The organism is Paenarthrobacter sp. CC6, assembly GCF_040560085.1.
GTDB lineage: Bacteria > Actinomycetota > Actinomycetes > Actinomycetales > Micrococcaceae > Arthrobacter > Arthrobacter nicotinovorans.
Window position 1 is genome coordinate 36,311 of record NZ_JARDAN010000013.1, and the last position, 22,895, is coordinate 59,205.

The window sequence follows — 22,895 nt, forward strand, 5'->3', positions numbered from 1 at the left end:
GGTGGCTTAGCGGCCTGTGGGGGACGCAGAGCTGGACGGCTTGGGGTTGCCGCTGGGAGTGACGGGATCCGTAGGGATGAGCTCCTTGGACAGGTAGTAGGTCACCGTGGACCCTGCGGGTACCTCGGTGCCGGCGGCAGGCGAGGAACGCACGAACGTGTTCGGGCCCTGGCTGATGCTTCCGTTGACGTCCTCGCCCCTCACGTACTTAAGACCTGCCCCCTGCAGGGCGCCCTGGACCTGGGTTTCGGAGACTCCCTGACCGATGTTCGGGACCGCAACCATTTCGGGTCCCTTTGAGTAGGTCACCGTGATGGTGGTCCCCGGGTCAACAGGACCTGTGGGGTTGAGGCTGAGAACCGTCCCGGGTGTTGCCGGATCGAAGACCTCCTGGCCGTTGACGCCGAGGCCGAGGGAACGCAGCTTGGCACTGACCGTCTCGAACGGCTGTCCCTGGAATTCCTCCGGGATGATGTTGATCTTCTGCGGCGTCGACTGGGTGGGCGACGGCGCTTCGGAGGTTTCCGTAGGCGTAGGCGTCGGCGAGGACGACGTCGATGAGGACGACGGGCTGGCAGAGCGGCTCGGGCTCGCGGAAGTGGACTGGCTCGGCGAAGGGGTGGGCGAGAAGAATCCCGACTGGGAAATCAGGAAACCGACCAGCGCGAACAAGACCAGGAGGATCAACGCAACAAGGGGCCACGTCCAGGGGCTGCGCTTCTTGCGTTCCGGTTCCTGATCGTCGTAGCGTTCGTCATCGCTGTAGATGACCTCTTCGTCGTCGTTCAGTTGCCGTTCCGCCTCGAGGGCGTTGGCTCGTGTCAGTGGGTTGTCCGCGGATGCCGCAGCGGCTCCCACAGCAGCTCCGGCGGCGCCGGCGCCCAGCACCGGAAGTGCGGAGGTCGCCGTCGAGGATTGCTCCTTGCCGTAAGGTGAGGCGACGACGCCGGTGGGTGCCGTTGCGGTGTCGACCGGCGCCGTGATGGGGCCGGTTGAGTCTTCGAACAACAGCATTCCCGGCACAGCGGCATGAGCCGTGGCGATGTCGCCGTTACGGATGGCTTCAGCTGCTTCGGCAAGCTTGATGGCGTTGGCCGGCCGGTTCTTGGGGTCCTTGGCAAGCATGGACATCAAGAGGGCACGCACGGGCGTAGGCAGCGTCTCCGGCAGGGGCGGCGGTGCGTCATTGACCTGCGCCAAGGCAATGGCGATCTGCGATTCCCCGGAGAACGGACGGTGACCTGTGAGGCATTCGTAGCCGATGACACCCAGGGAGTAGATATCCGAGGACCCGGTGGCTGTCTGGCCGGTTGCCTGCTCAGGTGCCAGGTACTGGGCGGTGCCCATGACCTGGCCGGTCTGCGTCAGCGGAACCTGGTCCGCCAGGCGGGCGATGCCGAAGTCGGTGACCTTGACCCGGTTGTCCGGTGTGATGAGCAGGTTGCCGGGCTTGATATCGCGGTGAACCAGGCCTTGCGCGTGAGCCACGGCAAGGGCCCGGGCCGTCTGGGCAATGATGGAGAGCGTCATGTCCGGGGACAGCACCTGTTCGCGCTCCAGGATGCCGCTCAGGGGGTGGCCCGGCACGAGCTCCATCACCAGGTATGCCGAGCCGGCTTCCTCGCCGTAATCGAACACGTTGGCGATGCCCACGTGGTTGAGGAGGGCGGTGTGGCGCGCTTCGGCACGGAAGCGCTGCAGGAAGCCGGGGTCACCCGTGTATTCCTCCTTGAGCACCTTGATGGCCACGATCCGGCCAAGGATCTGGTCCTTGGCCTTCCAGACCTCGCCCATGCCGCCAATCGCAATGCGACTGGTCAGCTGGAACCTGCCGCCGAGTGTGATTCCCGAAGTAGGCCTCACTTATTCAACACCGCCTCAAAAATCTTCTTTGCGTTCGGACTGGTTAGCTGGGCACCGCTGAGCACGTCCACACGTTCCATGACAATGGTGACGGCTACTTGCGGGTCGTTTGCCGGGGCGAACCCGGTAAACCATGAGTTGTTCAAACCTGAATCACCGAGTTCCGCCGTGCCGGTCTTGCCGGCCACCTTGATGCCGGGAACGGCTGCGCCCTTGGCAATGCCGTTGTCCACTGCGCTGGTCATCCATTCGGTGATCTGGCCGGCGATCGGCTGCGTGGTGCTGGTGCGGAGTGCTTCAGGCTTTGTTTCGCTGATGACGCGCAGGTCAGGAGCACGTACTGTCTGCACCAGGTTCGGCTTCATCTGCACGCCGCCGTTTGCGATGGCTGCCGTCATCATGTTGATCTGCAGCGGAGTAGCTTTGACGTCGCGCTGGCCCACGGACGACTGGGCGAGCTGTGCCTGGTCCAGGTCCCTGGGGAAGACGCTCTTGGCCTGCTGGAGCTTGAGCTGATCTCCGAAGGTTTCACCGAATCCGAATTTCTCGGCCTGCTCACGGATGGCGTCCTGGCCGAGGTCCAGGGCAATGCTCGCGAACGGCGTGTTGCAGGACTGCTCCAGGGCAAAGGCGAACGACGCCGTCTCCCGGACGTTGCAGTTGCCCCCGGCATAGTTGGGAAGGCTGGCATTGGAACCGGGAAGCGGGAGGCTGCTCGGGTTCGGCAGCTCGCTGTCCTTGTTGTACTTGCCCGAGTTCAACGCCGCGGCCGTGTCAATGAGCTTGAAAACCGAGCCGGGAGAGAGAAGGTTTCCGGTGGGACCGCTGACGTTCTGGTTCAGGTTGATACCCGGGATCTGGTTCAGCTGGGCCATGTTCGCCTCTGCAGCGGCAGTGTCGTGGGTGGCAATCAGGTTGGGGTCGTACGACGGCTTGGAGACCATCGCCAGGATGGCTCCCGTCTTCGGGTTGGTGACCACGATGGAACCCCGCTGGCCGTCCGGAATGAGGTCGTAGGCCAGCTTCTGGATGGCAGGATCAAGGGTCAGCTCCACAGAAGCGCCCTTGGGTTCCTTGCCCAGGAACATCTGGCTGATGCGGTCCAGGAACAACTGGTCCGAGTTACCCGCCAGGGTTTCCCCCATTGACTGCTCCAGCCCGGTGGATCCGAAGCCCCTTGAGAAGAAGCCGGTGACGCCCGCATAAAGCTCCGGCTGGGGGTACGAACGCTGGAAGGCGCAGGACTCGGTTCCGGGGACGGACTCTGCCACCGGTTTCCCGCCAACGATGATGGCACCGCGTTCGTTGCAGAACGTGGCGAGGATGGCGCGCTGGTTCCAGGGATTGGCGTTGAGGTCGTCCGCGCCAATGACCTGGACGTAGCTGATGGCGCCGAAAATCAACGCGAACATGGCGACGGCGGCCATCCACGAGCTGCGAATCGCTTGGTTCATTGATGCTTCACCGCCTCAGTTGGTGCGCTTGGTGTCTGGCCTGTTGGAGTCTTGACTGTCCCGTGGGAGCTGGTGGTCGGGGGCTTGTTGACCATGGGTGTGGTGTCAACCGGTCCGCGGGCCGTATTGGAGATCATGAGCAGCAGCCCGACGATGATCCAGTTGGCCAGCAGGGATGAACCTCCGGCGGCCAGGAACGGGGTGGTCAGGCCGGTCAACGGGATGAGCCGGGTGACGCCGCCGATGACCACGAAGCACTGCAGTGCGATCGCGAAGGACAATCCGCACGCCAGGAGCTTTCCGAAGGCGTCGCGCGTTCCCAGGGCTGCGCGGAAACCGCGGGTGAAGAGCAGCAAATAGAGCATCACCACGGCGAAAAGGCCGATCAGGCCCAGTTCTTCGCCGATGAGCGCCACGATCATGTCGCTGTTTGCGAACGGAACCAGGTCCGGGCGGCCCTGTCCCAGTCCTGTTCCCACCAGGCCGCCGTCGGCCATGCCGAACAGGCCTTGGACGATCTGTCCACTACCGCCGGGAGACCTGCCGAAGACCTCCGGGGTGAAGGCGTTGATCCAGCTGTCGATCCTGAACGCGACGTGGGAGAAGATCTTCGATGCGATGAAACCGCCGCCGAGGATCAGGGCCAGGCCAATAACGACCCAGGAGATACGGCTGGTGGCCACGTAGATCATCACGATAAAGAGGCCGAAGAAGAGGACGGACGATCCGAGGTCGCGCTGGAAGACCAGGACGCCGATGCTCACCAGCCAGGCGGTGATCATCGGACCCAGGTCCTTGAAGCGGGGGAACTGCATGGGACCGATCTTCCGGCCGGCCAGGAGGATGAGGTCCCGGTTGGACGACAGATAACCCGCGAAGAATATGGCCAGGGTGATCTTGGCGATTTCACCAGGCTGGAAAGTCATGGGGCCGATGCGGATCCAGACGCTGGCACCGAGCACCTCACCGGCGGAGATGCCGGGCACCAGAGGAAGAATCAGCAGCAATGCACTGGCCGCCAACGAGATGTAGGTGAAGCGGCGCAGGATGCGGTGGTCCTTGAGGAACCAGATCACGGCGATGGAAACGGCCATGGCAATCAGCGTCCACCGGAGCTGGTTGTTGCCGGTGTCGTCGCCAGGGCCGTCCATGCGGTGGATCAGGGCCAGGCCCAATCCATTCAGGGCCACCACGATGGGAAGTATTACCGGATCGGCATATTTAGCGCGGAGACGGAGCACCACGTGGAATGCAAAGGCGGCTACGGCGAGCAGGCTCGATTGGAACCAGAAGTCGCTGTCCAGTCCCAGATCCGAGTTGAGGCTGACCAGTGCGCTGGCGCCGATTCCAACGGCAAGTGCCAGCACGATGAGCAGAAGCTCGACGTTCCGGCGGGGCTTGGGGGCGGTTTCAGTCTGGATCATTTTGCCCCCTCACAGGGAGTCGGAACGGGAGATGGCGTGGGGCTGGCAACGGCTGCCGTGCTGGGTACCGGCACTGTGGCCGTAGCCGACGGCGACGGCGTGGGAGTCGCCGTCCCGGTTGGAGTCGGGCTGGGGCAATTGGCCGAGGCGCTGCCGTACTGTTTGAGGTTTTCCACGATGAGCTGGGCGTCGTCGAGGTCCCCGGCAGGAACGGTCTGGCGAACGCTCTGCTGGCCATATTCAGGCAAGGAATCCACCCTGACATCGGTTACGGCTTCCAGCCGGGAAAGCTGAATTGGGCCGAGCCTTTGCGAGATGCCGTTGAAGATGGCAACACGCTGATCGTATTCACCCACGTAATAGCGTGTCTGGGTCCAGGCGTAGCCAAGCCACAGGCCGACCACGACGCCCAGAACCAGGAATGCGGCGACGGCGGGCATCAACCAACGGATGCGACGCCTTGGCGGCTCTTCGGCCTCCGCGCGGTCCTGCTCTGCTTTGTGCGTCAGGACTGTGGCAGCGCGACGGGCCACCGTGCGGCCGGCAACGGTAGGAATGGAGCCTGTTTCAGCAGCCGTTGCCGCGGCGCCAACGAGCTCATGGGGGCGGCTGGCCAGTTCCTCGCGCAGGACTTCGGCTGACAGATGCTCACCGAGGTGGGGATCGGTGGTCGCCGGCGGTTCGGTGGAGGAATCAGAAGTCCCGGACGTTTCGTCCGCCTCGTCCGATTCCTTCGTCCTCGTGCCGTCGTCGGAAGCCGATCCTGCGTCCGGCTTCCGGTCAGCTTCCGACTTCGAGGCGCCCTTGGCCGCATCTCCGGACGGCACCTCATCGGGGGACTTGGTGGCCGTCACCGCTTCAGGCTCATCGACGGCGGCAAGCGCAGCGGCCGGTACGACGTCGACGGCGGCCGTGTTGACGTCGTCGACCGTCTCCTCGACGATTTCCAACATGACAACCGTGACGTTGTCCGGGGCGCCCGCTTCGAGCGTGAGGTCTACGAGGATCTCGGCGCATTCGCGAAGGTCCTTGGTCTCGCGGACCATGCGCTCCACGACGTGCCCTGCTACGTAGTTCAGGCCATCAGAGCACAGCAGCCAGCGTTCGCCGGGTTCGACGTCCAGGACGTCCAAGTCCAGCTCAGGGCTCGCGTCAACGTCGCCAAGCACGCGCATCAGGACGTTTTTATGGGGATGGGTCTCGGCTTCCTCCGGACGGAGGCGTCCCTCATCGATCAGGCGCTGGACGAACGTGTGGTCGACGCTGATCTGCTCGAACTTCTTGTTGCGCAGGCGGTAAGCGCGGGAATCGCCAATATGCGCGAAGTGGAGTTTGCGGTCCTCAAGGAGCAACGCCGTGACCGTCGTACCCATGCCTGACAGCTTGGGATTCTGGTGGACGAGCTCTGAGAGCAGTGAATTGGCGGTTTGGATCTCGTCCGCCAGGACGGTGTCGGCGCCTTCAGGGTAGTCGTCATGATCCAGGTGGATCATGTCCAGGACCGTCGAAGCGGAGGCGACATCGCCGCCCGCGTGCCCACCCATGCCGTCGGCGACCACAGCGAGATGGCGGCCCACATAAGCGGAGTCGTCATTCTTGGAGCGGATCCGGCCGACGTCGGAACGGGCCGCGTAGCGCATGATCAGCGGGCGCTCCGCGGGCTTTTCCTTGTCCTCGGGGGTCTCAGAAGAGGCCATGGACTATGGCCTCAATTCAATGACCGTCTTGCCGATTCTCACGGGGACACCGAGCTCCACCGGCAACGCACGAGTGAGCTGCTGATCGGCCAGGTAGGTGCCGTTCGTAGAGCCGAGGTCCTCAATGAACCATCGGCTGCCCTGCGGGAACAGACGCGCATGCCGGCCGGAGGCGTAGTCATCCTCCAGGACCAGGGTGGCTTCCTGCGCGCGTCCGAGCAGGATGGGGCTGGCCGCCAGGGGAACCGTGGTGCCCTTGAGGGGACCCTCGGTGACCACCAGGTTGCGGGCATGCTGGATGGCCGGCGGTGGTGTGGCAGCCAGTTCAGGATGCTTGCGGACTTCACGTGCCGTAGGAACACCGGTCACTGCCTTGCGTCCGATCTGGAAGTCGCGGCGCATGGTGGACACAATGCTGAAGATCAGGACCCACAGCAACAGGAGGAAGCCGAAACGAAGCGCTGTAATGGTCAGTTCGCTGACATCGTTCACGCGTGGCCACCCGGGGTCTGGGGGAGGAGGCGGAAAATAATCTTGGTACGTCCCATCGTGATGGTTGAGCCGTCTGTGAGCTCCACGCTGCCGTTTACCTTATGTCCGTTGACGTAACTGCCATTCGTGGAGCCGAGGTCAACAGCCCACGTGCTCCCGTTCTCGGTGCGTACCTCAAGATGCTTCCGTGAAACCCCGGTGTCGTCCACCAGGATGTCGGCTTCAGAAGAGCGGCCGAGCACCACGCTGGCTGCATTGAGGGAGTATCGCTGACCGCTGATGTCCAGGACAGGCTGGAGGCGAATTGGCTGCCGTGCGGGGGCTGCGGGAACGTTGGCCCGCGGAGGCTGCGGAGCAGGAGCTGCGTCGCCGGAGGACTTTTCGGTCCGGGAAGCGATCTCGAAGTGGCCGGCCCGTTCCTCGTCATTGCGACGGAACGAGATCCTGACCGCGCCTTGGAGCGTATAGCCCTGGCTGCGAACGTGTTGGATAACGACGTCGCACAGTTCCTCAGCGAGGGGCGTTCCCCATTCCTGGGCCCGGGCGAAGTCCTCATCGCTGAGCAGGACATCAAAAACGTTGGGAGCAAGCGTGCGTCCGGCGGCGATGGTGATGGACTGATTGTCCAGTTCCCGCCTCAGCTTGCTCGCGATCTCCACTGGCTCAACCCGTGCCCGCGACCCCGTGGAGAAGACGTTGCGGACGGCCTTTTCAATGCCGCGCTCGACTTTGTCCAGCAAACCCATGTTCCTTCTCCTTTCCTTGCCGCGGCACCTGCTGTGCCTGTCCGATAGTCCTGCAATTGGTCCGACTGTGCACACACCAAAGTGCGCGCCCCACGGCCCTTCCTCTTCCCGATACTACTGGGACTGACTGGGAATGACCTTAATCCACAACGCCTTGCGCCACGGAAAAGTTCGACGGCGGCCCTTGCTGGCGGGGCTCGCAGGGGTTGAAAATCCCTTGAAGTTCTGCGGTTTCCAGGCCGTCCACCGCCCTTCCGGAGGGTGCCTCCCAGCCCGATTGGTGTTTTGCTCCGGATGTCCGTTATGCTTGATCTCGCTGCTTTTGAAGGAAACGAAGCTGGGAGACCAGCGAAGTCCGGAAAAAGAAGTTGCGCGCGAGTGGCGGAACGGCAGACGCGCTGGCTTCAGGTGCCAGTATCCGAAAGGGTGTGGGGGTTCAAATCCCCCCTCGCGCACGCAATCGAAAGAGCCCCGGTCTTAGGACCGGGGCTCTTTTGTTTTGTGGGTCTACGGAATTTGGCGCTTCAACGCGCGGGCCAGGCGCGCAGCTGCTTCCTCCAGCTTGGCCGCAGGGACATCTCCGTAGGCCAGGCGCAGATGCCGGTCAGCGTCCGTTCCGGGTCCTGAGGCGAAGAACGATCCCCGTTGGTACTCCACGCCCTCGGCGCTGGCGTCGGAGGCCAGGCGATCCGGGTCCACGGAGGAATCCGAGAGTTTGGGCCAGAGGAACAAGCCGCCCTCGGGAAGTACGGTCTCGAAAGCGCCAGGGGCCTCCCGGTGCAGCGCGGCAACCAGGGTTTCGGCACGGTTCCGGTACAAGGCGCGGGCCCGGTCCAAGGTGGCACCGAAGATTCCGGGGTCTGAGGTTACCAATTCCCCGATGATGGCCTGGACAAGCGTGGAGCTGTGCGAATCCTGGCGGCTGCGCAACGCCACCAGATCGCGGGCCAAACGCTCAGGGGCCACAGTCCAACCCAGGCGCAACCCGGGACCGAGTGTCTTGGTGAACGTATTGATGTGAAGGACATGGTCCGAGTTATTGAACTCCTCCACACTCTCCGGCTCGCCGGCAAAACGAAGTTCCCGGTAGGGGTTGTCCGCCAGGATCACAAAGCCATAGTGTTCCGCCAGCCTGACAAGTTCCTTGCGGGCCTCTCCAGACAGTGTTCCTTGGGATGGGTTATGGAAATCCGGCACCGTATAAAGGGCGGACGGGCGGGCGCCGGCCCGGAGCTGGTCGGCGAGATGATCGACGTCGAGACCTTGTGGCCCCACAAAGACGGGCAGTGTCCCGGCATCCGACAACTGCAACCCGCGGAGGAACAAGGGGAAGATCGGGTTGTCCACCGCCACCAGGTCGCCGCGTTCCACCACGGACTGGATTGCCAGGGAAAGGCCGTGGAAGCCTCCATTGGTGATCAGAATCCGATCCACGGGTACGCCTTCGCGTTCGGCGATCCACTCCCGCAGGGGCGAAATCCCCTCCGTTCGTGAGTACTGGAGTGCAGGGACCCCCGGCCGGGCCAGCACCCGTGCCGTGGCGGCGGTCAGTTCCTCCGTGGGGAGGACCCCCGGATCCGGAATGCCACCAAGGAGCTCGATGGCGTCGGCACGCCGGTCGCGGAGTGTCTGGTCGCCAAAGCCCTTGGGTGCGGTGAATGCCTCGATAAGCGCGGGCCGCCGGGCAGATATCAGGTTTACGGTCATGCTGTTGCCTTCGCTGGTTGTTTAAGGGCTGTCTGTTCCTCGGTGGACACGGCCGCGAGTGGAATCGCCCCGAGCAGGGCGCGTGTGTATGGATGCCGGGGCCTGTGGAAGATCTCCTCCACAGGACCGTCCTCAACCACTTGACCTCGTCGAAGGACCGACACTGTGTCAGCTACCTGCCTCACGAGAGCAAGATCGTGGGAGACGAACAAGTACGTCAGGCCGAGTTCGTGTTGCAGGGTGGTCAAGAGTTCGAGGATTCCCGCTTGGACGCTCACGTCCAGTGCCGACGTAGGTTCGTCCAGAACCACGACGTCGGGTCTCACCACCAGCGCGCGGGCGATCGCCACCCGTTGACGCTGGCCACCCGACAGGTGCGCGGGCCGTCTCGACGCCACATCGGACGGCAGCCCGACAGCCTCCAACGCTTCGCTCACACGATGGGTCCGCTCCGCCTTGGTCCCTACGCCGAAATGGTCAAGCGGTTCGCGGACGATCCGGCCAACCCGCCAGGTTGGATCAAGTGACGTAAAGGGGTTTTGGTAAACAAGCTGGAGGTGGCGGCGGATCTCGCGTACGTCGGCTCTGGACCGGCCCGACGTCGACTGACCGGCTACCGTAATGTCCCCACCGTCGGGCTGCTCAAGACCCAGCAGCAACCGGACTGCTGTCGTCTTGCCGGAACCGGATTCACCCACGAGGGCGTGCGTGCGTCCGCGCTCCACGGAGAAACTCACCCCATCGCAGGCAAGAACGTCCTTGCCGCCGACCGGGAAGCTCTTGGTTACGCCCCGTACATCAATCTGCAGTTGGGCGGTTGGTGAGGGGGCAGTGTCCGTGCGGAAGCCGCCGTCGTCCGCTTGCGTCAGCAAGGTGCGCTTGCGCCTGTACCGGTCCGGGTGCAAAGCGGGCACGTCGGCCTGCAGGCTTCGCGCGTATTCGGTCCTGGGCGAAGCGAATACGTCCCGCGAGGCACCGCTTTCCTGAACGGCTCCGTCCTTCAGCACCACCAAGGAATCGGCACGCTCGGCCGCGATGGCGAGGTCGTGCGTGATCAGCAGCAGGCTGATGTCCAGCTCGCGGCGGAGATCGCTCAGCATGTCCAGGATCAGCTTCTGAACCGTCACGTCCAGGGCTGACGTGGGTTCGTCAGCCACAATCAGGGATGGTTGAGGCAACACTGTCAGGGCGATCAGCACGCGCTGGAGCATGCCGCCCGAGAGCTGATGGGGGTAGGAGTCGTAAACCCGGGCCGGGTCCGGCAACCCCACCTGGTCAAGCACCTCCAGAATCTTCGCTCGGCGGACCCCCGGGTCGGTTTCACCGAGCAAGGCGGCAGCTTCGTGGGCCTGGGCGCCGATGGTCCGGACCGGATTCAGTGCGGACGCGGGATCCTGTGGGATGAAGCCCAACTCCCGGCCGCGCAGGGGACGGAACTGTTTCTCCGGCAACGCGAGAAGATCACTGCCGTTGAGTTCCACCCGCCCGGTAGCAGTCGCTTCACCGTGTGGGAGCAGGCGGAGAATGGCTTTGGCGATGGTGGACTTGCCCGAGCCGGACTCGCCAATGAGCGCCAGGCTCCCGCCTTTGGCCAGCGAAAACGAGACGTCATGGACGACGGCGGTGGAACCGTAGGCGATCGACAAGCCCTGCACTGTTAATAGGTCTGCTGACACGTTGGTGTCCTTGGTCTTCAAGATCATGTCACTTGGCCTTTCGCAGCCAGCGGCTGATGCGGTTAACGGACAGGACGGTGCCCACGATCACCAGGGCCGGAGCGTAGACGAGCCAAGGGGCTGTCACGTAGGTCTTGCCGGAGGCGACCAGGAGGCCCCAGTCCGAGGCCGGGGGTGGATCGCCGTAGCCGAGGAACGCCAGCGAGGCGATGATCAGGATGGACGTCCCGAACTGAAGCACTGCCAGGACCAGCACCGACCTGTAAGCGTTGGGAAGGATGTGGCCGAGCAGCGCGTGGAGCCGGTTTCCGCCTTCCAGGTAGGAGGCCTCCACATACGTGGCGCTGCGGACACGCATCACTTCCGCACGCATCAGCCGGGCAAAGACCGCGACGGCGGACACTCCCGTGGCGATGGCCGCATTAATGGTTTGGAAACCCAGCGAGCTGACGATGACAACGGCCAGGAGGAAGCCCGGAATGGCCAGCAGGACATCCACGAAACGCCCCAAAACGGAGTCCAGCCAGCCGCCGCGGAATCCGCTGGCGAGGCCGATGAGGCTGCCGATCACGAGGCCGATCAGGACAGCGACCAAGGCGCTGGTAACTGACGATGCCGTGCCGTATACGACCCGTGCGAATTGATCCCGGCCGAGGTAGTCAGTGCCAAACCAATGCTGGGCGCTCGGCGCGGCCAGTTTGCTTGCCGTATCTCCGGTGACCGGGCTGTACGAAGTGAAGAGCCACGGGACAAGGGACCAGAGGATAACCAGGAGCACCACGGCAAATGACAGGATCACCGTGATGGGGGGCAGTCCTGCGGTGAGCCTCTTTGAGGCGGTGCCGACATTGCGTAGTTGCGGGTATCCAAGTGTGGCGGTCATGCGGCCACCTTCTCTCGAAGCTTGACGCGTGGATCGAGCAGCGGCGATGCGAGGTCGGCCACCAGGTTGACGGCCACGAACACCACGGCTGAAAGGGACACCACGGCTTGAAGGACGGGTTGGTCTTCTCCCGTCACGGCTTTCTGGACAACCGTGCCGATGCCGTCACGGCCGAAGATCGTTTCCGTAATAACGGATCCGCCAAGCAGCTCACCCACGATCAGCGCCACCATGGCTACGGACGGCAGAGCGGACGGTTTCACCAGGTGCTTGGCAAACAGCCTGGCCTCAGTCAGACCACGGGAACGGGCAACCAAGGCGTATTCCTGGCGGGATTCATGGTCCAGGCTGGCAATCAGGACCTCGGCCAGCGGCGCGGAGACCGGAATGGCCAAAGTGATGGCTGCGAACAGCGTGGCCACCGGGCTGTTGGGATCCGTGGTGGTGAACGAATGGAGGCGGAAGGCAAAGAACTCGATCAGCACCAGCCCGATCACAAAGTTGGGCACTGACAGGAAGAACGACGGGATGGAGCGGACGATTGCGGCCCACTTGCCCGGCAAATACTGCGCGCCGTACGCGATCACCACGGCGAAAACGACGGCGATGACCAACGCGCTGGTGGCCAGGGTGAGCGTGGACGGCAAGGCGTCCCCCACAATCCGGGACACAGGCAGGTTGGACTGCAGCGAGAAGCCCAGTTCACCCGTCAGAAACCTCCCCAAGGAGAGGAGTAACTGCACAATCACGGGCTGATCCAGGCCATAGAAAGCCACGATCCGCTGAATGTCTTCCTCGCTCAGTCCGTGTTGCGGGTCCCGGAGCGTGTTGGTGATCGCATCGCCCGGGAGCACGCTGATCACCAGGAATGTCAGGACGTAAGCGAGGAGCACGACGACGACCGCCTGACCCGCCCGGGTCAGGGCAAAGCGCTTGTAATCGCTGGTCACTGTGAGATCCAGGCGGTGTAGAAGTTTGCGTAGGCAAGGCCGTTGTACTGGACATCCTTGATCTTCGGGCTGATCAGGTAGAGGCGCTGGACGAGCTGGTTAAGAGGGATGAAGTAGCCCTGCTCAAGGACGTACTGCTGGAGTTCGTCGGCGACCTTTTCGCGTGAAGCCCGGTCGGAGGCAGTGGCGATGGCCGTGGAGAGGTCGTTGAGCTTCTGATCACTGGTTCCGAGTCCGAACCAATCCTCGCCCTTGTTCTGGCTTGTCAGGACTCCGGCAACCGTTCCGACGTCGACGAAGCTGCGGGAGGTCTGGAACAGAGGGGGTTTGCTCGCCTGCACTGCCGCGTAGCCGGCTACGTCCACAACCTTGAGGTTGACCTTGATGCCCACCTTCTTGAGCTGCTGGGCAATGAGCTCGTCCTCGGCCTTGGTGGACGGGACATAGGGGTTGGGCGTGAGCGTGAACTCGAGGGTCTTCCCGTCTTTGCTGCGGTAATCGTCGGCGCCCTTGGTCCAACCTGCATCGTCAAGAATCTTGTTGGCTTTGTCGGCATCGAATTTGAACGAGTCACTGAACTCGCCTGCTTCCGGAACATTGCCCTGGATGAAGGTGGTGGCGGCGTTCCAGTCGCTGGTGTAGACAGTCTTGAGGATCTCGTCGCGGTCGATGCCATGCTGGATGGCCTGGCGGACGGCAATGTCATTGGTGGGGAAGGCCTGCGTGTTGACCTGGAACCCGTCCACGAAGCCCAGATAGCGCGGTGTGCCTACTGTGAACCCTTGGGCTTTCAGCGATTCGATTTCCTGCGGCTCAACATTGAAGGCAACATCGGCCTGGCCCGAAACAACCGTCGATGTCCGCACCGACGTGTCTTTGATGACCTTGTAGGTGATGGTGTCCAAACGGGCCGGGCCGGTGTGGCCCAGCGCGGCCGGACCCCAGTTGTAGTCCTTGCGCTTCTCCAGGACGTAGCTGTCACCCTGTTTCCAGGACTTCACGACGAACGGACCGCTGCCGATTTCCTGGCTGAGGTCGGCCTGGGCTTCCACCGGCAAAGCCAAGGTCTTCGGTGAAAGCAGGATGCATCCGTGGTACGCGAGCGTGGCGATGAACCCCAGCGCGGGGGAGGAGAAGGACACCTTTACGGTAGCCGCGTCCGTGGCCTCGGCCGAGACGAAGTTGCTGGACGGGAACAGGCCTACTTTGCTGACGCCGCGGGTGGAATCACCCTTGGCCCAGGCGTTGAGATTGGCCACAACAGCCGCTGCGTCCACCGGTGTCCCGTCCGAGAACGTCACGCCGCTCTTCAGGTGAATCACGAAGTCCTTGGCGCCATTGAGTTCTTCCCAGCTCTCAGCAACCCACGGGCTCAGCTCACCCTTCTCATTGACGTACACCAGCTTGTCCGTGATCTGGCCCCATAGATTGCCCTCGTAACTGGAGATGGACGTCTTGCTGGAGACCCAGCCGGTGTCATAGCCCTGGATCAGGAAGGTGATGTTTCCGCCGTCCACTGGGGTTGTGGAGCCGGCGCCGGTGCTGGCAGTTGTGCCGCCGCAAGCGGTGACCAAGGCAGAGGTGGACAGTGCGCCAAGGCCTGCGAGGAAGGCCCTTCGGCGGAATTCGGGGGTGCTGAAAGTGCTCATGGTGTTTCTCCTGGATGCGTTTGGGGGGGATTGCGTTGGGGTGCTGCTGGAGGCAGTGCGCTTAGATGGCCTTGCCGGGATTGAGAAGCTGCCGGGGGTCGACAGCCTCCTTGATGGTGTGTTGCAACTCGCGGCTGCGTTCGGACAGTTCGAGGGCTGCCCATTCGCGCTTGATGGTTCCTACCCCGTGTTCGCCGGTGACCGTTCCGCCAAGCGAAAGCGCCACCCTCACGAGTTCAGTGGCAGCTTCCAGGAGGGAGGCCGGTGGGTTCGGGCCGTCGTCGGGCGTCTTGTCCTTGGTGATCAAAGGGTGCAGGTTTCCGTCGCCCGCGTGCGACACGGCTGAGATATCCACCCCGAAACGCGCTTCCAGAGCCGGGAACGCGGCGTAAACCCTGGGGAGCTGGGACTTGGGCACGGCGATGTCCTCGCCGATGTACCACTTGTCCTGCGGGAGTCCGCGGCCGCTGCGGCGCAGTTCCCAGAGCCGTACACCGTCATCGTCCGACTCCACGGTGACGCGGCCACCTACAGCGCTGAGTGCCACTGCGAGGTCCGCGGCTTGGTCGCCGATGCCGTAGCCGTCGATTTCGATGAGGATCAGTGCGGCACCGCGGTCCCGCAGGCGGGTTCCGGAGTGCGAGTCGATGTTGGCGAGACTTGGCGCATCAAAGAACTCGATCGCGGCCGGGCGCACTGGCGACAAGGTGATCGCAGACAGTCCCGCGGTCCCCTCGGCGGTGCTGTTGAAGAACGCGCTGATCGTCTTGCGGGCAACCGGAATGGGGCGAAGGCGAACCGTGGCCCTCGTGACGATGCCGAGAATGCCTTCCGAGCCGACAAACAATGACGTCAGGTCCAGTCCGGTGACGCCCTTGATGGAGCGGTGGCCCACGGTGATCAGGCTGCCGTCTGCGAGGACGACGTCGAGCGACAGGATGGATTCCCGGGTCACCCCGTACTTGGCGCAGCGGAGTCCGCCCGCGTTTGTGGCGATATTCCCGCCAATTGAGGAAATGTCGAAACTTGCCGGATCGGGTGCATAGAAAAGTCCGAAGGGTTCTAGATGCTTGTTCAATTCGGCATTGATGACACCGGGTTCGACAACAGCCACCTCGTCCAGCGGGGAAACTTCGATGATGGCGGTCAGCTTTTCCGTCGAAATGACCACCTGGTCCTGTTGTGCGCTGGCACCACCCGACAAGCCCGTCCCCGCCCCGCGGGGAACAACGGTCACGCCGAGTTCCGCTGCGAGCCTCACGGCCGTTTGAACTTCGGCTGCTGACGTGGGAAGAACGACGGCGGGACCCGGGTTTCCGGTTGCGGCTCCCGTCTTGGCGGTGGCAGCGTCATGGCTGTAGCGGGAGGTAGCAGGGCCTGGAGCCAGGACTTCGAGCCCTTCCACCCGACGCGTGAGCTCCCGGACGTAGCTTTGGATTGTTGTGAGGGCGGGGGAGTTGATTTGCTCTGTTGTCATGCCGGTGTCTCTCTGTCCGGGTGCATGACAAGGCATTCCTGCGTGAAGCACCCAAAGGCTTTTGATGGATTTCCCGGTCATAAATTGACGGGCTCTTCAAAAGTTAGCGGGACTCGGAATTTGCGCGCCAGTTTCTTGAAATGTCAATCAACAGTTCTCAATGGGGCGTCGTGGGGATTCCCATTTCGTTAAACGGGTACCCTGAAAGACGAATTGTGTCGCAGTAAAAAGCGCCGCGACGTCATATGTCCCCACGCACGGTCAGCTGCGGGCGGAACCTGCCAGCCGGCGTCGTGAGTTGCTGAGGTGAAGGCGCATGGCTGCCGCGGCAGCCACGGGATCGCCGTCCGCGATTGCTGCGTAGATAGAGGAATGCTCGTGGACTACTTGATCGAAGCGTTCGCGGGTTTCCCGGTCATCCCCGCCGACGAGGCGTGGGCGGGGCATGGTGATCATGGTCTGGCCGAGGGCGGCGATGCAGTCTGTATAAAAGGGATTGCCTGAAGCCGCAGCCACAGCACGATGGAACTCGAAATCAGCTTTCATGGCGTGCGCCGGATGCGAAACGTTCGCAGTGAATTGTTCCAAGGCACCGTGGACGGCCTTGAGTTGTCGTTCGCTGTGGTTCCGGGCAGCAAGGGCAGCTGCCTCTGCTTCGACGCCGATCCGGAAGTCGAGCATCTGCAGCCGTTCTTCCATGCTGGACACAGGCCGGGTTCCCGGTGCCTGGGTCGGGCCTTCGGCGGGCGGAGTCAGGGCAAAGCTGCCCCGCCCACGTTCGGTTTCCACAAGGCCTTCGGCCTGCAGCCGCGTCAATGCGGAGCGGACCACGGTTCGGCTCACCCCGAATTCGCTGATGAGGGTGTTCTCGCTGGGGAGCTTCTCGCCCGGTTGGATGACGCCGTCGACAATGCGGTTGCGGAGGTCGGCGGCGAGATCCGCAGTCAGGTTTCGGCTCATGCGTTCCAGATTACGCGCCGAACTCCACGGTTTCGGTGGTCCACGCACGGGCCTGTTCGCTCAACGTGACGCCGAGTCCGGGACGGTCCGGGACGATCATGCGACCGTTCTTCGTCTCCAGCCGCTCCTCGAACAGCGGGTCCAGCCAATCGAAGTGTTCCACCCACGGCTCGCGCGGGTAGGCGGCGGCCAGGTGGAGGTGGATCTCCATGGCAAAGTGCGGTGCCAGGCCCAGGCCTCTTTCGTCGGCCAGTGCTGCCAGGCGCAGGAACTGGGTAATGCCTCCGACGCGCGGCGCGTCCGGCTGGATGATGTCGCAGCCGTTGGCGTTGATGAGGCCCTTGTGCTCGGCGACAGAGGCAAGCATCTCACCGGTGGCGATAGGCGTGTCCAGGAGCTGTGCGAGGTGGGCGTGGCCCTCGAAGTCATAGGCATCGAGTGGTTCTTCGATCCAGATGAGGTTGAATTCCTCCAGTTGGCGGCCCATCCGCAGCGCCGTTGCCCGGTCCCACTGTTGGTTCGCGTCGACCATGAGCGGAACGTCCCAGCCAATGTGTTCGCGGACTCCCGCCACGCGGCGGAGGTCTTCTTTGGAGTCGGGCAGGCCCACCTTGATCTTGATGCCGCCGATGCCGTCGTCGATGGACTGCGTGGCGCGTTCCTTGACCTCTGCCAGGGTGGCGTTGAGGAAGCCGCCGGAGGTGTTGTAGGTCTGGACGGAATCACGGTAGGACCCCAGCAGCTTGGCCAGCGGGAGTCCGGCGCGCTTGGCCTTGAGGTCGTAGAGGGCAATGTCTATCGCGGCGAGAGCCTGCGTCGCCACGCCTGACCTTCCCACCGAGGCGCCGGCCCAGAGGAGCTTGGTGTAGATCTTGCCGATGTCGTTGGGGTCCTCGCCAATGATGCCCTCCGCGACCTCCTTGGCGTGGGCGTACTGGGCCGGCCCGCCGGCGCGCTTGGAGTAGCTGAAACCGAGGCCGCTGTGTCCCTGCTCCGTGGTGATCTCGGCGAAGAGGAACACTACTTCCGTCATCGGCTTCTGCCTGCCGGTGAAGACCTTGGCGTCGCTGATGGGAACGCTGAGCGGCAGTCGCGCCGTGGACAGTTTGACGTGGCGGATGAGGTCTACGGTACTCACTGGGTCTCCTAAGGGGCGGGGCATCCTTGCCTACTACTTAAGATACAAGCTGAGTACTTGTATTACAAGACTTGCTTCTTCACGACCCTGCTGGCGATGCCGGAACATCCGTTGTCAGCACGGGTTTGGGTGTGCGCTTGCCTCCTTGCTGTGCGGCTGTCCCGGCAATGACCACCAGGGCTATCCCTGCCACCTGCATGAGTGTCGGCTGCTGGGCGAGGACAAGCAGCCCGATGAGGACACCGAATGCGGGCTCGATCGAAAGCAGCGTTCCAAAGGCCGTGTGGGTCATGCGCCGCAGCGCCAGCATTTCGAGGCCGAACGCGATCACCGGCGTTATGAGGGCAATCCCGGCCGCCAGGGGCAGCACCCACCAGTCGAGTGACCCGCCCAGTACCTGCGGCAACCCGACCGGCATGGTGGCAAGAGCGGCAATCGGGATGGTGAGTGACAGGCCGCTGATGCCGGAGAACCGGTCTCCCACATGTTGGGTGAGCACGTTGTACAGGCCCCAGCAGGCACCCGCAGCCACAGCGAATCCCACGCCGGCAAGGTCGATGACGCCATGCCATGGCTCAGTCAACAGCACCACGCCGATGAAGGCGAGGAGCGGCCAGACCAACGCCTTCCGGCGTTTGTTCATGATCCCGGCCACCGTGAGGGGGCCAAGGAATTCAATCGCGACGGCGGTTCCCAGCGGGATGCGCTCGACGGCGGCGAGGAAGAAGGTGGTCATGAAACCTGTCACGACCCCCAGGGCGATCAAAGCCGGCAGGTCGCGGCGGCGCAGCGAGCGGATGGCCGGACGGCTGATTACCCAGAGAAAGACCACTCCAAAGCACATCCGAAGCCATGCCGTCCCTGCTGGGCCGACCTGGCCGATAACGGTGACCGACATGGCGTTGGAGAGCTGGATGGCCATCATTGCTGCGACGGCCATCGACCAGGGGGGAGCGGCGGTGAGGGTTCGGGTCAAGGTATTACGCACTGGGGCTTTCCGTCCGATGTCCGGCTCCAACGCCCGGTTCGAAAACGGCGAGGGAGAATCGGGCAGTTGTCCCGCCGTGGTTTGCATAGGAGTGGGCAACATCGCTGCGGAAGGTCAGGGCATCGCCGGTGTTCAGTTCGTAGCTCCCGGCCTCGACGTTCACCGTGATGGCGCCCTCCTGCACCTGGAGCAATTCACGCGTGCCGGAGCTGTGGGCTTCGCTCTCGTGGAGCTCTCCGGGAGCCAGGGACCAGTCCCACAGTTCAACAACGTCGGGAGATTCGGTACCGGCAACCAGCTCGCCCTTGCCGCCCAGGGGGCCGGACCACAGTACGGCGCCTTCGCCCTTGCGGGTAAGTTTGGCCGAACGCAGCGTGGGCGGCTCCACCAATGCAGGCAAGCCAACACCTAGGGCATCGCTGAGCCGCAGGAGGGTTCCGATGCTGGGATTTACGCCGCCTTGTTCGACGCTCACCAGCATTCTGCGGCTAACGCCGGCCATGGCGGCAAGCTGGTCGAGGGTCCACTCCCTGCCTTTGCGTTCCTGTTTCACCCGCAGGCCAATTGCGCGCGCCAAGGCCTCTGCACTGTCATCCATAAGTGCAGCATAATGCACTAACTTGGCATTAAGAAGCTCGGATTCTCGTGGGCCTAGTTCCGCAGAGCCCCAAAGCCCGTAATCAAAGCCTCCAAGCCCAAGCTGAAGGCGATGTCAGTGGGACGCGCATGCTGTTCCAAGGCCAGTCGGTCCACGGCGGCCGTGAAGTTGGGGACCTGATCGGCGAGGGTGCCGGCGTCGAAGATGTCCTCAGGTGCGGTGACGTCGTAAGCGGCCCCGAAGACAAAGGCCTCGATAGCCACAATCGCGGAGATGATTTTCTCCTCCGGGAAGCCTGCGTCGCGGAAGCCGGCCGTCACGGCCTCGTACATGGCCAGGGTCTTGGGAGCATTGGCGACAGGCAGGACGGCGATGATCGGAATAAGCGGCGTGTGCTCGGAGAACACATCCCTGTAGGACCACGCCCACTTGCGAACGGCCTCTTCCCAGGGCTCAATCCCGAACGCCGACACATCAACCATCGCGGCCAAGTGGTCCTCGAGCAGGACGAGCACGTCGTCCTTGGAGGACACGTGGTTGTACAAGGCGGAGGGGGCTACTCCCAGTGTGCGGGCCAACGCCGCCATGGTGAGTCCGTCGTAACCCTTGCTGCTGATCAGCTTGAGCGCCGCCGTCGTGATGCCGTCCTGGTCCAGAACCGCCGCCGTTGGTCGGCCGGCGCGGCGCCGGGAAGTGGCGGATGGGGCTGGGGTGGGTTCGGGCATCGGGAGCCTTTCTGCTGCCTGTGTCCCCAGCATTATTCCATCGGCTCTTCACAGCCGCGCACTCAGCCGCTACTATGGAGATAAATGAATGCCATTCATTTATTGGTCAGCCACCAACGGACGGCCACGGAGAGGACATCATGCAGAATCTTGATCGCGACGTTGTGATCGTCGGTGCCGGGCCGTCAGGGCTGACGGCGGCACGTGAACTGAAGAAGGCCGGGCTCAGCGTCGCAGTGCTCGAAGCACGCGACCGCGTGGGCGGCCGCACCTGGACCGACACCATCGACGGCGCCATGCTGGAGATCGGCGGCCAGTGGGTTTCGCCGGACCAGACGGCCCTCATGGACCTGCTGGACGAGCTCGGCCTGAAAATGTACCCGCGCTACCGCGATGGCGAATCCGTCTACATCGGCGCAGACGGCAAGCGCACGCAGTACACCGGTGACACCTTCCCGGTCAACGAAACCACCAAGGCCGAGATGGACAAGCTCGTCGCCATCCTGGACGAACTCGCAGCAGAGATCGGCCCCACCGAGCCCTGGGCACACCCCAAGGCACGCGAGCTGGACACCATCTCCTTCCACCACTGGCTCCGCCGGAACTCCACAGACGAAGAAGCCTGCAACAACATCGGCCTCTTCATCGCCGGCGGCATGCTCACCAAGCCCGCGCACGCCTTCTCGGCATTGCAGGCAGTCCTGATGGCCGCCTCTGCCGGTTCGTTCACGCACCTCACGGACGAAGACTTCATCCTGGACAAGCGCGTCATCGGCGGCATGCAGCAGGTTTCACTGCTCCAGGCAGCAGAACTGGGTGCCGATGTCGTCCTTAACAGCCCGGTGCGCACCATCAAGTGGGACGACAACGGCGCGACCGTTGTTTCCGAGCAGGCCACCGTCAACGCCCGTTACGTGATCATGGCCGTTCCGCCGAACCTGTACTCACGCGTTTCCTTCGACCCGCCGCTCCCGCGCCGCCAGCACCAGATGCACCAGCACCAGTCGCTGGGCCTGGTCATCAAGGTCCACGCTGTGTACGACACGCCGTTCTGGCGTGAAGACGGACTGTCCGGCACGGGCTTCAGCGCCGGTGCGCTGGTGCAGGAGGTCTACGACAACACCAACTACGGCGACACCCGCGGAACCCTGGTTGGCTTTGTGTCCGACGAGAAGGCCGACGCCGTGTTCGAGCTCAGCGCCGAAGACCGCAAGAAGGCCATCCTGGAGTCCATCGCCGGATTCCTGGGCGACAAGGCCCTCACCCCCGAGGTTTACTACGAGTCCGACTGGGGCTCGGAAGAGTGGACCCGTGGCGCATACGCTTCCAGCTACGACCTCGGAGGCCTGCACCGCTACGGCAAGGACCAGCACGCGAACGTCGGCCCGATCTACTGGTCCTCGTCCGACCTCGCCGCCGAAGGCTACCAGCACGTTGACGGCGCAGTCCGCATGGGCCAGGCAACCGCCGCACGGATCGTCGAAGCCAACAAACTGGCATCAGTGACTGTCTGATCGCTGTGAAACCACACCGGCAGGCCGGGGGAGCACTATTTCCCGGCCTGCCGGCTGCACTGTTTAAGAACTGAAAGGGACCACCATGCGCTACGTAGTTGGTTACACCGCCAACGCAAGGGGGCACGACGCCGTCCACCTTGCCGTCGCCTTGGCCCGGAACCAGGATGTCAGCCTGGACCTGGTCCTGGTGATCCCGGAGGACTCCCCGTTCAATGCCGTGTACCCACCCGAAGCCGGCTACGACGACATCCTCAACCAGCAAGCCCAGCGCTGGCTGGATGAGGGCCTCGCCTTGGTCCCGGAGGACATCACAGCGCGCGGACACATTCGCCGTGGCGATTCCGAGGCCCAGGCACTGATTGACGCAGCCGTCGAGATGGACGCGGCGGCATTGGTCATCGGCGCCACGAACGGCGGCTTGTTCAAGCGGTTCACCATTGGTTCCGTGGCGGGTTCACTGCTCCATTCGTCGCCGGTCCCGGTGGCGCTGGCACCCCACGGCTACCAGCGGACAGATGCCATCACCCGGCTCAGCTGTGGTTTCGGGACGCGTCCCGGCGCAGACGAACTGCTCGACGTCGCTGTCGAGTCCGCGCGCGACCGTCAACTCCCGCTTCGGCTCGTTTCCCTGTTGGCGCTCGACGGCGGCAACTCGCTGACGCTGGCAGACGCCGCCTGGATGCACGCCGCCGACCGGCTTGCCGCCGTCGGAAGTTCAACCCCGGACGCACCGCTGCCTGAGCCCGAAATCGTCGTGGCGCAGGGCCGGACCATAGAAGAAGCCGTGGACCGCCTCGACTGGGAAGACGGCGAAATCCTGCTGATCGGCTCCAGCCGCCTCGCCCAGCACCGTGCCACGTTCCTTGGCAGCACCGCCAACCGGATCCTGCGCGCCCTTCCCGTTCCCATGATCGTGGTTCCCCGCGATTACACGCGCCAAAGCTCCTAGCA

Annotated in this window: 19 protein-coding genes and 1 tRNA gene; 3 read left to right on the forward strand and 17 right to left on the reverse strand. The window is 63.5% G+C overall.

What is annotated here, in order from left to right; translation table 11 throughout:
* Nucleotides 1-6 precede the first annotated feature (6 nt).
* From PV760_RS14145 to PV760_RS14170, 6 genes are read right to left on the reverse strand one after another with little or no spacing between them, the layout of a single operon-like run.
* Nucleotides 7-1,863 carry a protein kinase domain-containing protein gene (locus PV760_RS14145; protein WP_018778456.1) on the reverse strand — a complete coding sequence of 619 codons (1,857 nt, stop codon included), beginning with the start codon at nucleotides 1,861-1,863 and terminating at the stop codon, nucleotides 7-9.
* Nucleotides 1,860-3,317, reverse strand: a complete 1,458-nt coding sequence (locus tag PV760_RS14150) for a penicillin-binding transpeptidase domain-containing protein (RefSeq protein ID WP_026267267.1) — start codon at nucleotides 3,315-3,317, stop codon at nucleotides 1,860-1,862. Before PV760_RS14150 ends, PV760_RS14145 begins: the two co-directional genes overlap by 4 nt.
* A complete protein-coding gene (locus PV760_RS14155) occupies nucleotides 3,314-4,741 on the reverse strand; it encodes an FtsW/RodA/SpoVE family cell cycle protein (protein WP_018778454.1) in 1,428 nt (475 codons plus the stop codon). The genes PV760_RS14150 and PV760_RS14155 overlap by 4 nt, the downstream gene beginning before the upstream one ends.
* Complete coding sequence (locus tag PV760_RS14160; protein WP_018778453.1) at nucleotides 4,738-6,438, reverse strand: PP2C family protein-serine/threonine phosphatase; 1,701 nt, start codon at nucleotides 6,436-6,438, stop codon at nucleotides 4,738-4,740. The genes PV760_RS14155 and PV760_RS14160 overlap by 4 nt, the downstream gene beginning before the upstream one ends.
* Before the next feature lie 3 nt (nucleotides 6,439-6,441).
* The gene (locus PV760_RS14165) at nucleotides 6,442-6,930 is read right to left on the reverse strand and encodes an FHA domain-containing protein FhaB/FipA (protein ID WP_018778452.1); all 489 of its coding nucleotides are present in this window, start codon (nucleotides 6,928-6,930) and stop codon (nucleotides 6,442-6,444) included.
* The gene (locus tag PV760_RS14170; RefSeq protein ID WP_018778451.1) at nucleotides 6,927-7,676 is read right to left on the reverse strand and encodes an FHA domain-containing protein; all 750 of its coding nucleotides are present in this window, start codon (nucleotides 7,674-7,676) and stop codon (nucleotides 6,927-6,929) included. Before PV760_RS14170 ends, PV760_RS14165 begins: the two co-directional genes overlap by 4 nt.
* Nucleotides 7,677-8,048: 372 nt before the next feature.
* Between PV760_RS14170 and PV760_RS14175 the strand changes: the two genes are divergently transcribed.
* Nucleotides 8,049-8,131 (forward strand) — tRNA-Leu (locus PV760_RS14175).
* 52 nt (nucleotides 8,132-8,183) lie between these two features.
* Here PV760_RS14175 and PV760_RS14180 read toward each other — a convergent pair.
* The 11 genes from PV760_RS14180 to PV760_RS14230 all read right to left on the reverse strand — a co-directional run bounded on the left by PV760_RS14180 (nucleotide 8,184) and on the right by PV760_RS14230 (nucleotide 20,460).
* Nucleotides 8,184-9,383, reverse strand: coding sequence for an aminotransferase-like domain-containing protein (locus tag PV760_RS14180; RefSeq protein ID WP_079582039.1), 1,200 nt, complete (start codon nucleotides 9,381-9,383; stop codon nucleotides 8,184-8,186).
* On the reverse strand, nucleotides 9,380-11,086 hold the full coding sequence (locus PV760_RS14185) for a dipeptide ABC transporter ATP-binding protein (RefSeq protein WP_354628079.1): 1,707 nt from the start codon (nucleotides 11,084-11,086) through the stop codon (nucleotides 9,380-9,382). Before PV760_RS14185 ends, PV760_RS14180 begins: the two co-directional genes overlap by 4 nt.
* Nucleotide 11,087: 1 nt before the next feature.
* Nucleotides 11,088-11,942 carry an ABC transporter permease gene (locus tag PV760_RS14190; RefSeq protein WP_039239017.1) on the reverse strand — a complete coding sequence of 285 codons (855 nt, stop codon included), beginning with the start codon at nucleotides 11,940-11,942 and terminating at the stop codon, nucleotides 11,088-11,090.
* Entirely contained in the window at nucleotides 11,939-12,892 is a 954-nt protein-coding gene (locus PV760_RS14195; RefSeq protein ID WP_039239019.1) for an ABC transporter permease, read from the reverse strand. The genes PV760_RS14190 and PV760_RS14195 overlap by 4 nt, the downstream gene beginning before the upstream one ends.
* Complete coding sequence (locus PV760_RS14200; protein ID WP_064722329.1) at nucleotides 12,889-14,541, reverse strand: ABC transporter substrate-binding protein; 1,653 nt, start codon at nucleotides 14,539-14,541, stop codon at nucleotides 12,889-12,891. Before PV760_RS14200 ends, PV760_RS14195 begins: the two co-directional genes overlap by 4 nt.
* 61 nt (nucleotides 14,542-14,602) lie before the next feature.
* The gene (locus tag PV760_RS14205) at nucleotides 14,603-16,018 is read right to left on the reverse strand and encodes an FAD-binding oxidoreductase (protein ID WP_354628080.1); all 1,416 of its coding nucleotides are present in this window, start codon (nucleotides 16,016-16,018) and stop codon (nucleotides 14,603-14,605) included.
* A 261-nt stretch (nucleotides 16,019-16,279) separates the two neighbouring features.
* A complete protein-coding gene (locus PV760_RS14210; RefSeq protein WP_275777151.1) occupies nucleotides 16,280-16,978 on the reverse strand; it encodes a FadR/GntR family transcriptional regulator in 699 nt (232 codons plus the stop codon).
* Nucleotides 16,979-16,988: 10 nt separating this feature from the next.
* Complete coding sequence (locus PV760_RS14215) at nucleotides 16,989-18,116, reverse strand: L-talarate/galactarate dehydratase (protein WP_039239022.1); 1,128 nt, start codon at nucleotides 18,114-18,116, stop codon at nucleotides 16,989-16,991.
* 79 nt (nucleotides 18,117-18,195) lie between these two features.
* A complete protein-coding gene (locus tag PV760_RS14220) occupies nucleotides 18,196-19,056 on the reverse strand; it encodes an EamA family transporter (protein WP_018778448.1) in 861 nt (286 codons plus the stop codon).
* 40 nt (nucleotides 19,057-19,096) lie between these two features.
* Nucleotides 19,097-19,702 carry a helix-turn-helix domain-containing protein gene (locus PV760_RS14225; protein ID WP_354628081.1) on the reverse strand — a complete coding sequence of 202 codons (606 nt, stop codon included), beginning with the start codon at nucleotides 19,700-19,702 and terminating at the stop codon, nucleotides 19,097-19,099.
* A 53-nt stretch (nucleotides 19,703-19,755) separates the two neighbouring features.
* A complete protein-coding gene (locus tag PV760_RS14230; protein ID WP_055976690.1) occupies nucleotides 19,756-20,460 on the reverse strand; it encodes a TetR/AcrR family transcriptional regulator in 705 nt (234 codons plus the stop codon).
* A gap of 107 nt (nucleotides 20,461-20,567) precedes the next feature.
* Between PV760_RS14230 and PV760_RS14235 the strand changes: the two genes are divergently transcribed.
* Together PV760_RS14235 and PV760_RS14240 are read left to right on the forward strand one after the other, a co-directional pair.
* A complete protein-coding gene (locus PV760_RS14235; protein ID WP_354628082.1) occupies nucleotides 20,568-21,941 on the forward strand; it encodes a flavin monoamine oxidase family protein in 1,374 nt (457 codons plus the stop codon).
* 85 nt (nucleotides 21,942-22,026) lie between these two features.
* Entirely contained in the window at nucleotides 22,027-22,893 is an 867-nt protein-coding gene (locus tag PV760_RS14240) for a universal stress protein (protein WP_306878368.1), read from the forward strand.
* Nucleotides 22,894-22,895 lie beyond the last annotated feature (2 nt).

Bases quoted from the DNA above. Each gene is read 5' to 3' on its own strand.
- PV760_RS14150 (WP_026267267.1), bottom strand. From the start codon at position 3,317: ATGAACCAAGCGATTCGCAGCTCGTGGATGGCCGCCGTCGCCATGTTC.
- PV760_RS14155 (WP_018778454.1), bottom strand. From the start codon at position 4,741: ATGATCCAGACTGAAACCGCCCCCAAGCCCCGCCGGAACGTCGAGCTT.
- PV760_RS14160 (WP_018778453.1), bottom strand. From the start codon at position 6,438: ATGGCCTCTTCTGAGACCCCCGAGGACAAGGAAAAGCCCGCGGAGCGC.
- PV760_RS14170 (WP_018778451.1), bottom strand. From the start codon at position 7,676: ATGGGTTTGCTGGACAAAGTCGAGCGCGGCATTGAAAAGGCCGTCCGC.
- PV760_RS14180 (WP_079582039.1), bottom strand. From the start codon at position 9,383: ATGACCGTAAACCTGATATCTGCCCGGCGGCCCGCGCTTATCGAGGCA.
- PV760_RS14185 (WP_354628079.1), bottom strand. From the start codon at position 11,086: ATGATCTTGAAGACCAAGGACACCAACGTGTCAGCAGACCTATTAACA.
- PV760_RS14190 (WP_039239017.1), bottom strand. From the start codon at position 11,942: ATGACCGCCACACTTGGATACCCGCAACTACGCAATGTCGGCACCGCC.
- PV760_RS14200 (WP_064722329.1), bottom strand. From the start codon at position 14,541: ATGAGCACTTTCAGCACCCCCGAATTCCGCCGAAGGGCCTTCCTCGCA.
- PV760_RS14205 (WP_354628080.1), bottom strand. From the start codon at position 16,018: ATGACAACAGAGCAAATCAACTCCCCCGCCCTCACAACAATCCAAAGC.
- PV760_RS14210 (WP_275777151.1), bottom strand. From the start codon at position 16,978: ATGAGCCGAAACCTGACTGCGGATCTCGCCGCCGACCTCCGCAACCGC.
- PV760_RS14220 (WP_018778448.1), bottom strand. From the start codon at position 19,056: ATGGCCGTCGCAGCAATGATGGCCATCCAGCTCTCCAACGCCATGTCG.
- PV760_RS14225 (WP_354628081.1), bottom strand. From the start codon at position 19,702: ATGGATGACAGTGCAGAGGCCTTGGCGCGCGCAATTGGCCTGCGGGTG.
- PV760_RS14230 (WP_055976690.1), bottom strand. From the start codon at position 20,460: ATGCTGGGGACACAGGCAGCAGAAAGGCTCCCGATGCCCGAACCCACC.
- PV760_RS14235 (WP_354628082.1), top strand. From the start codon at position 20,568: ATGCAGAATCTTGATCGCGACGTTGTGATCGTCGGTGCCGGGCCGTCA.
- PV760_RS14240 (WP_306878368.1), top strand. From the start codon at position 22,027: ATGCGCTACGTAGTTGGTTACACCGCCAACGCAAGGGGGCACGACGCC.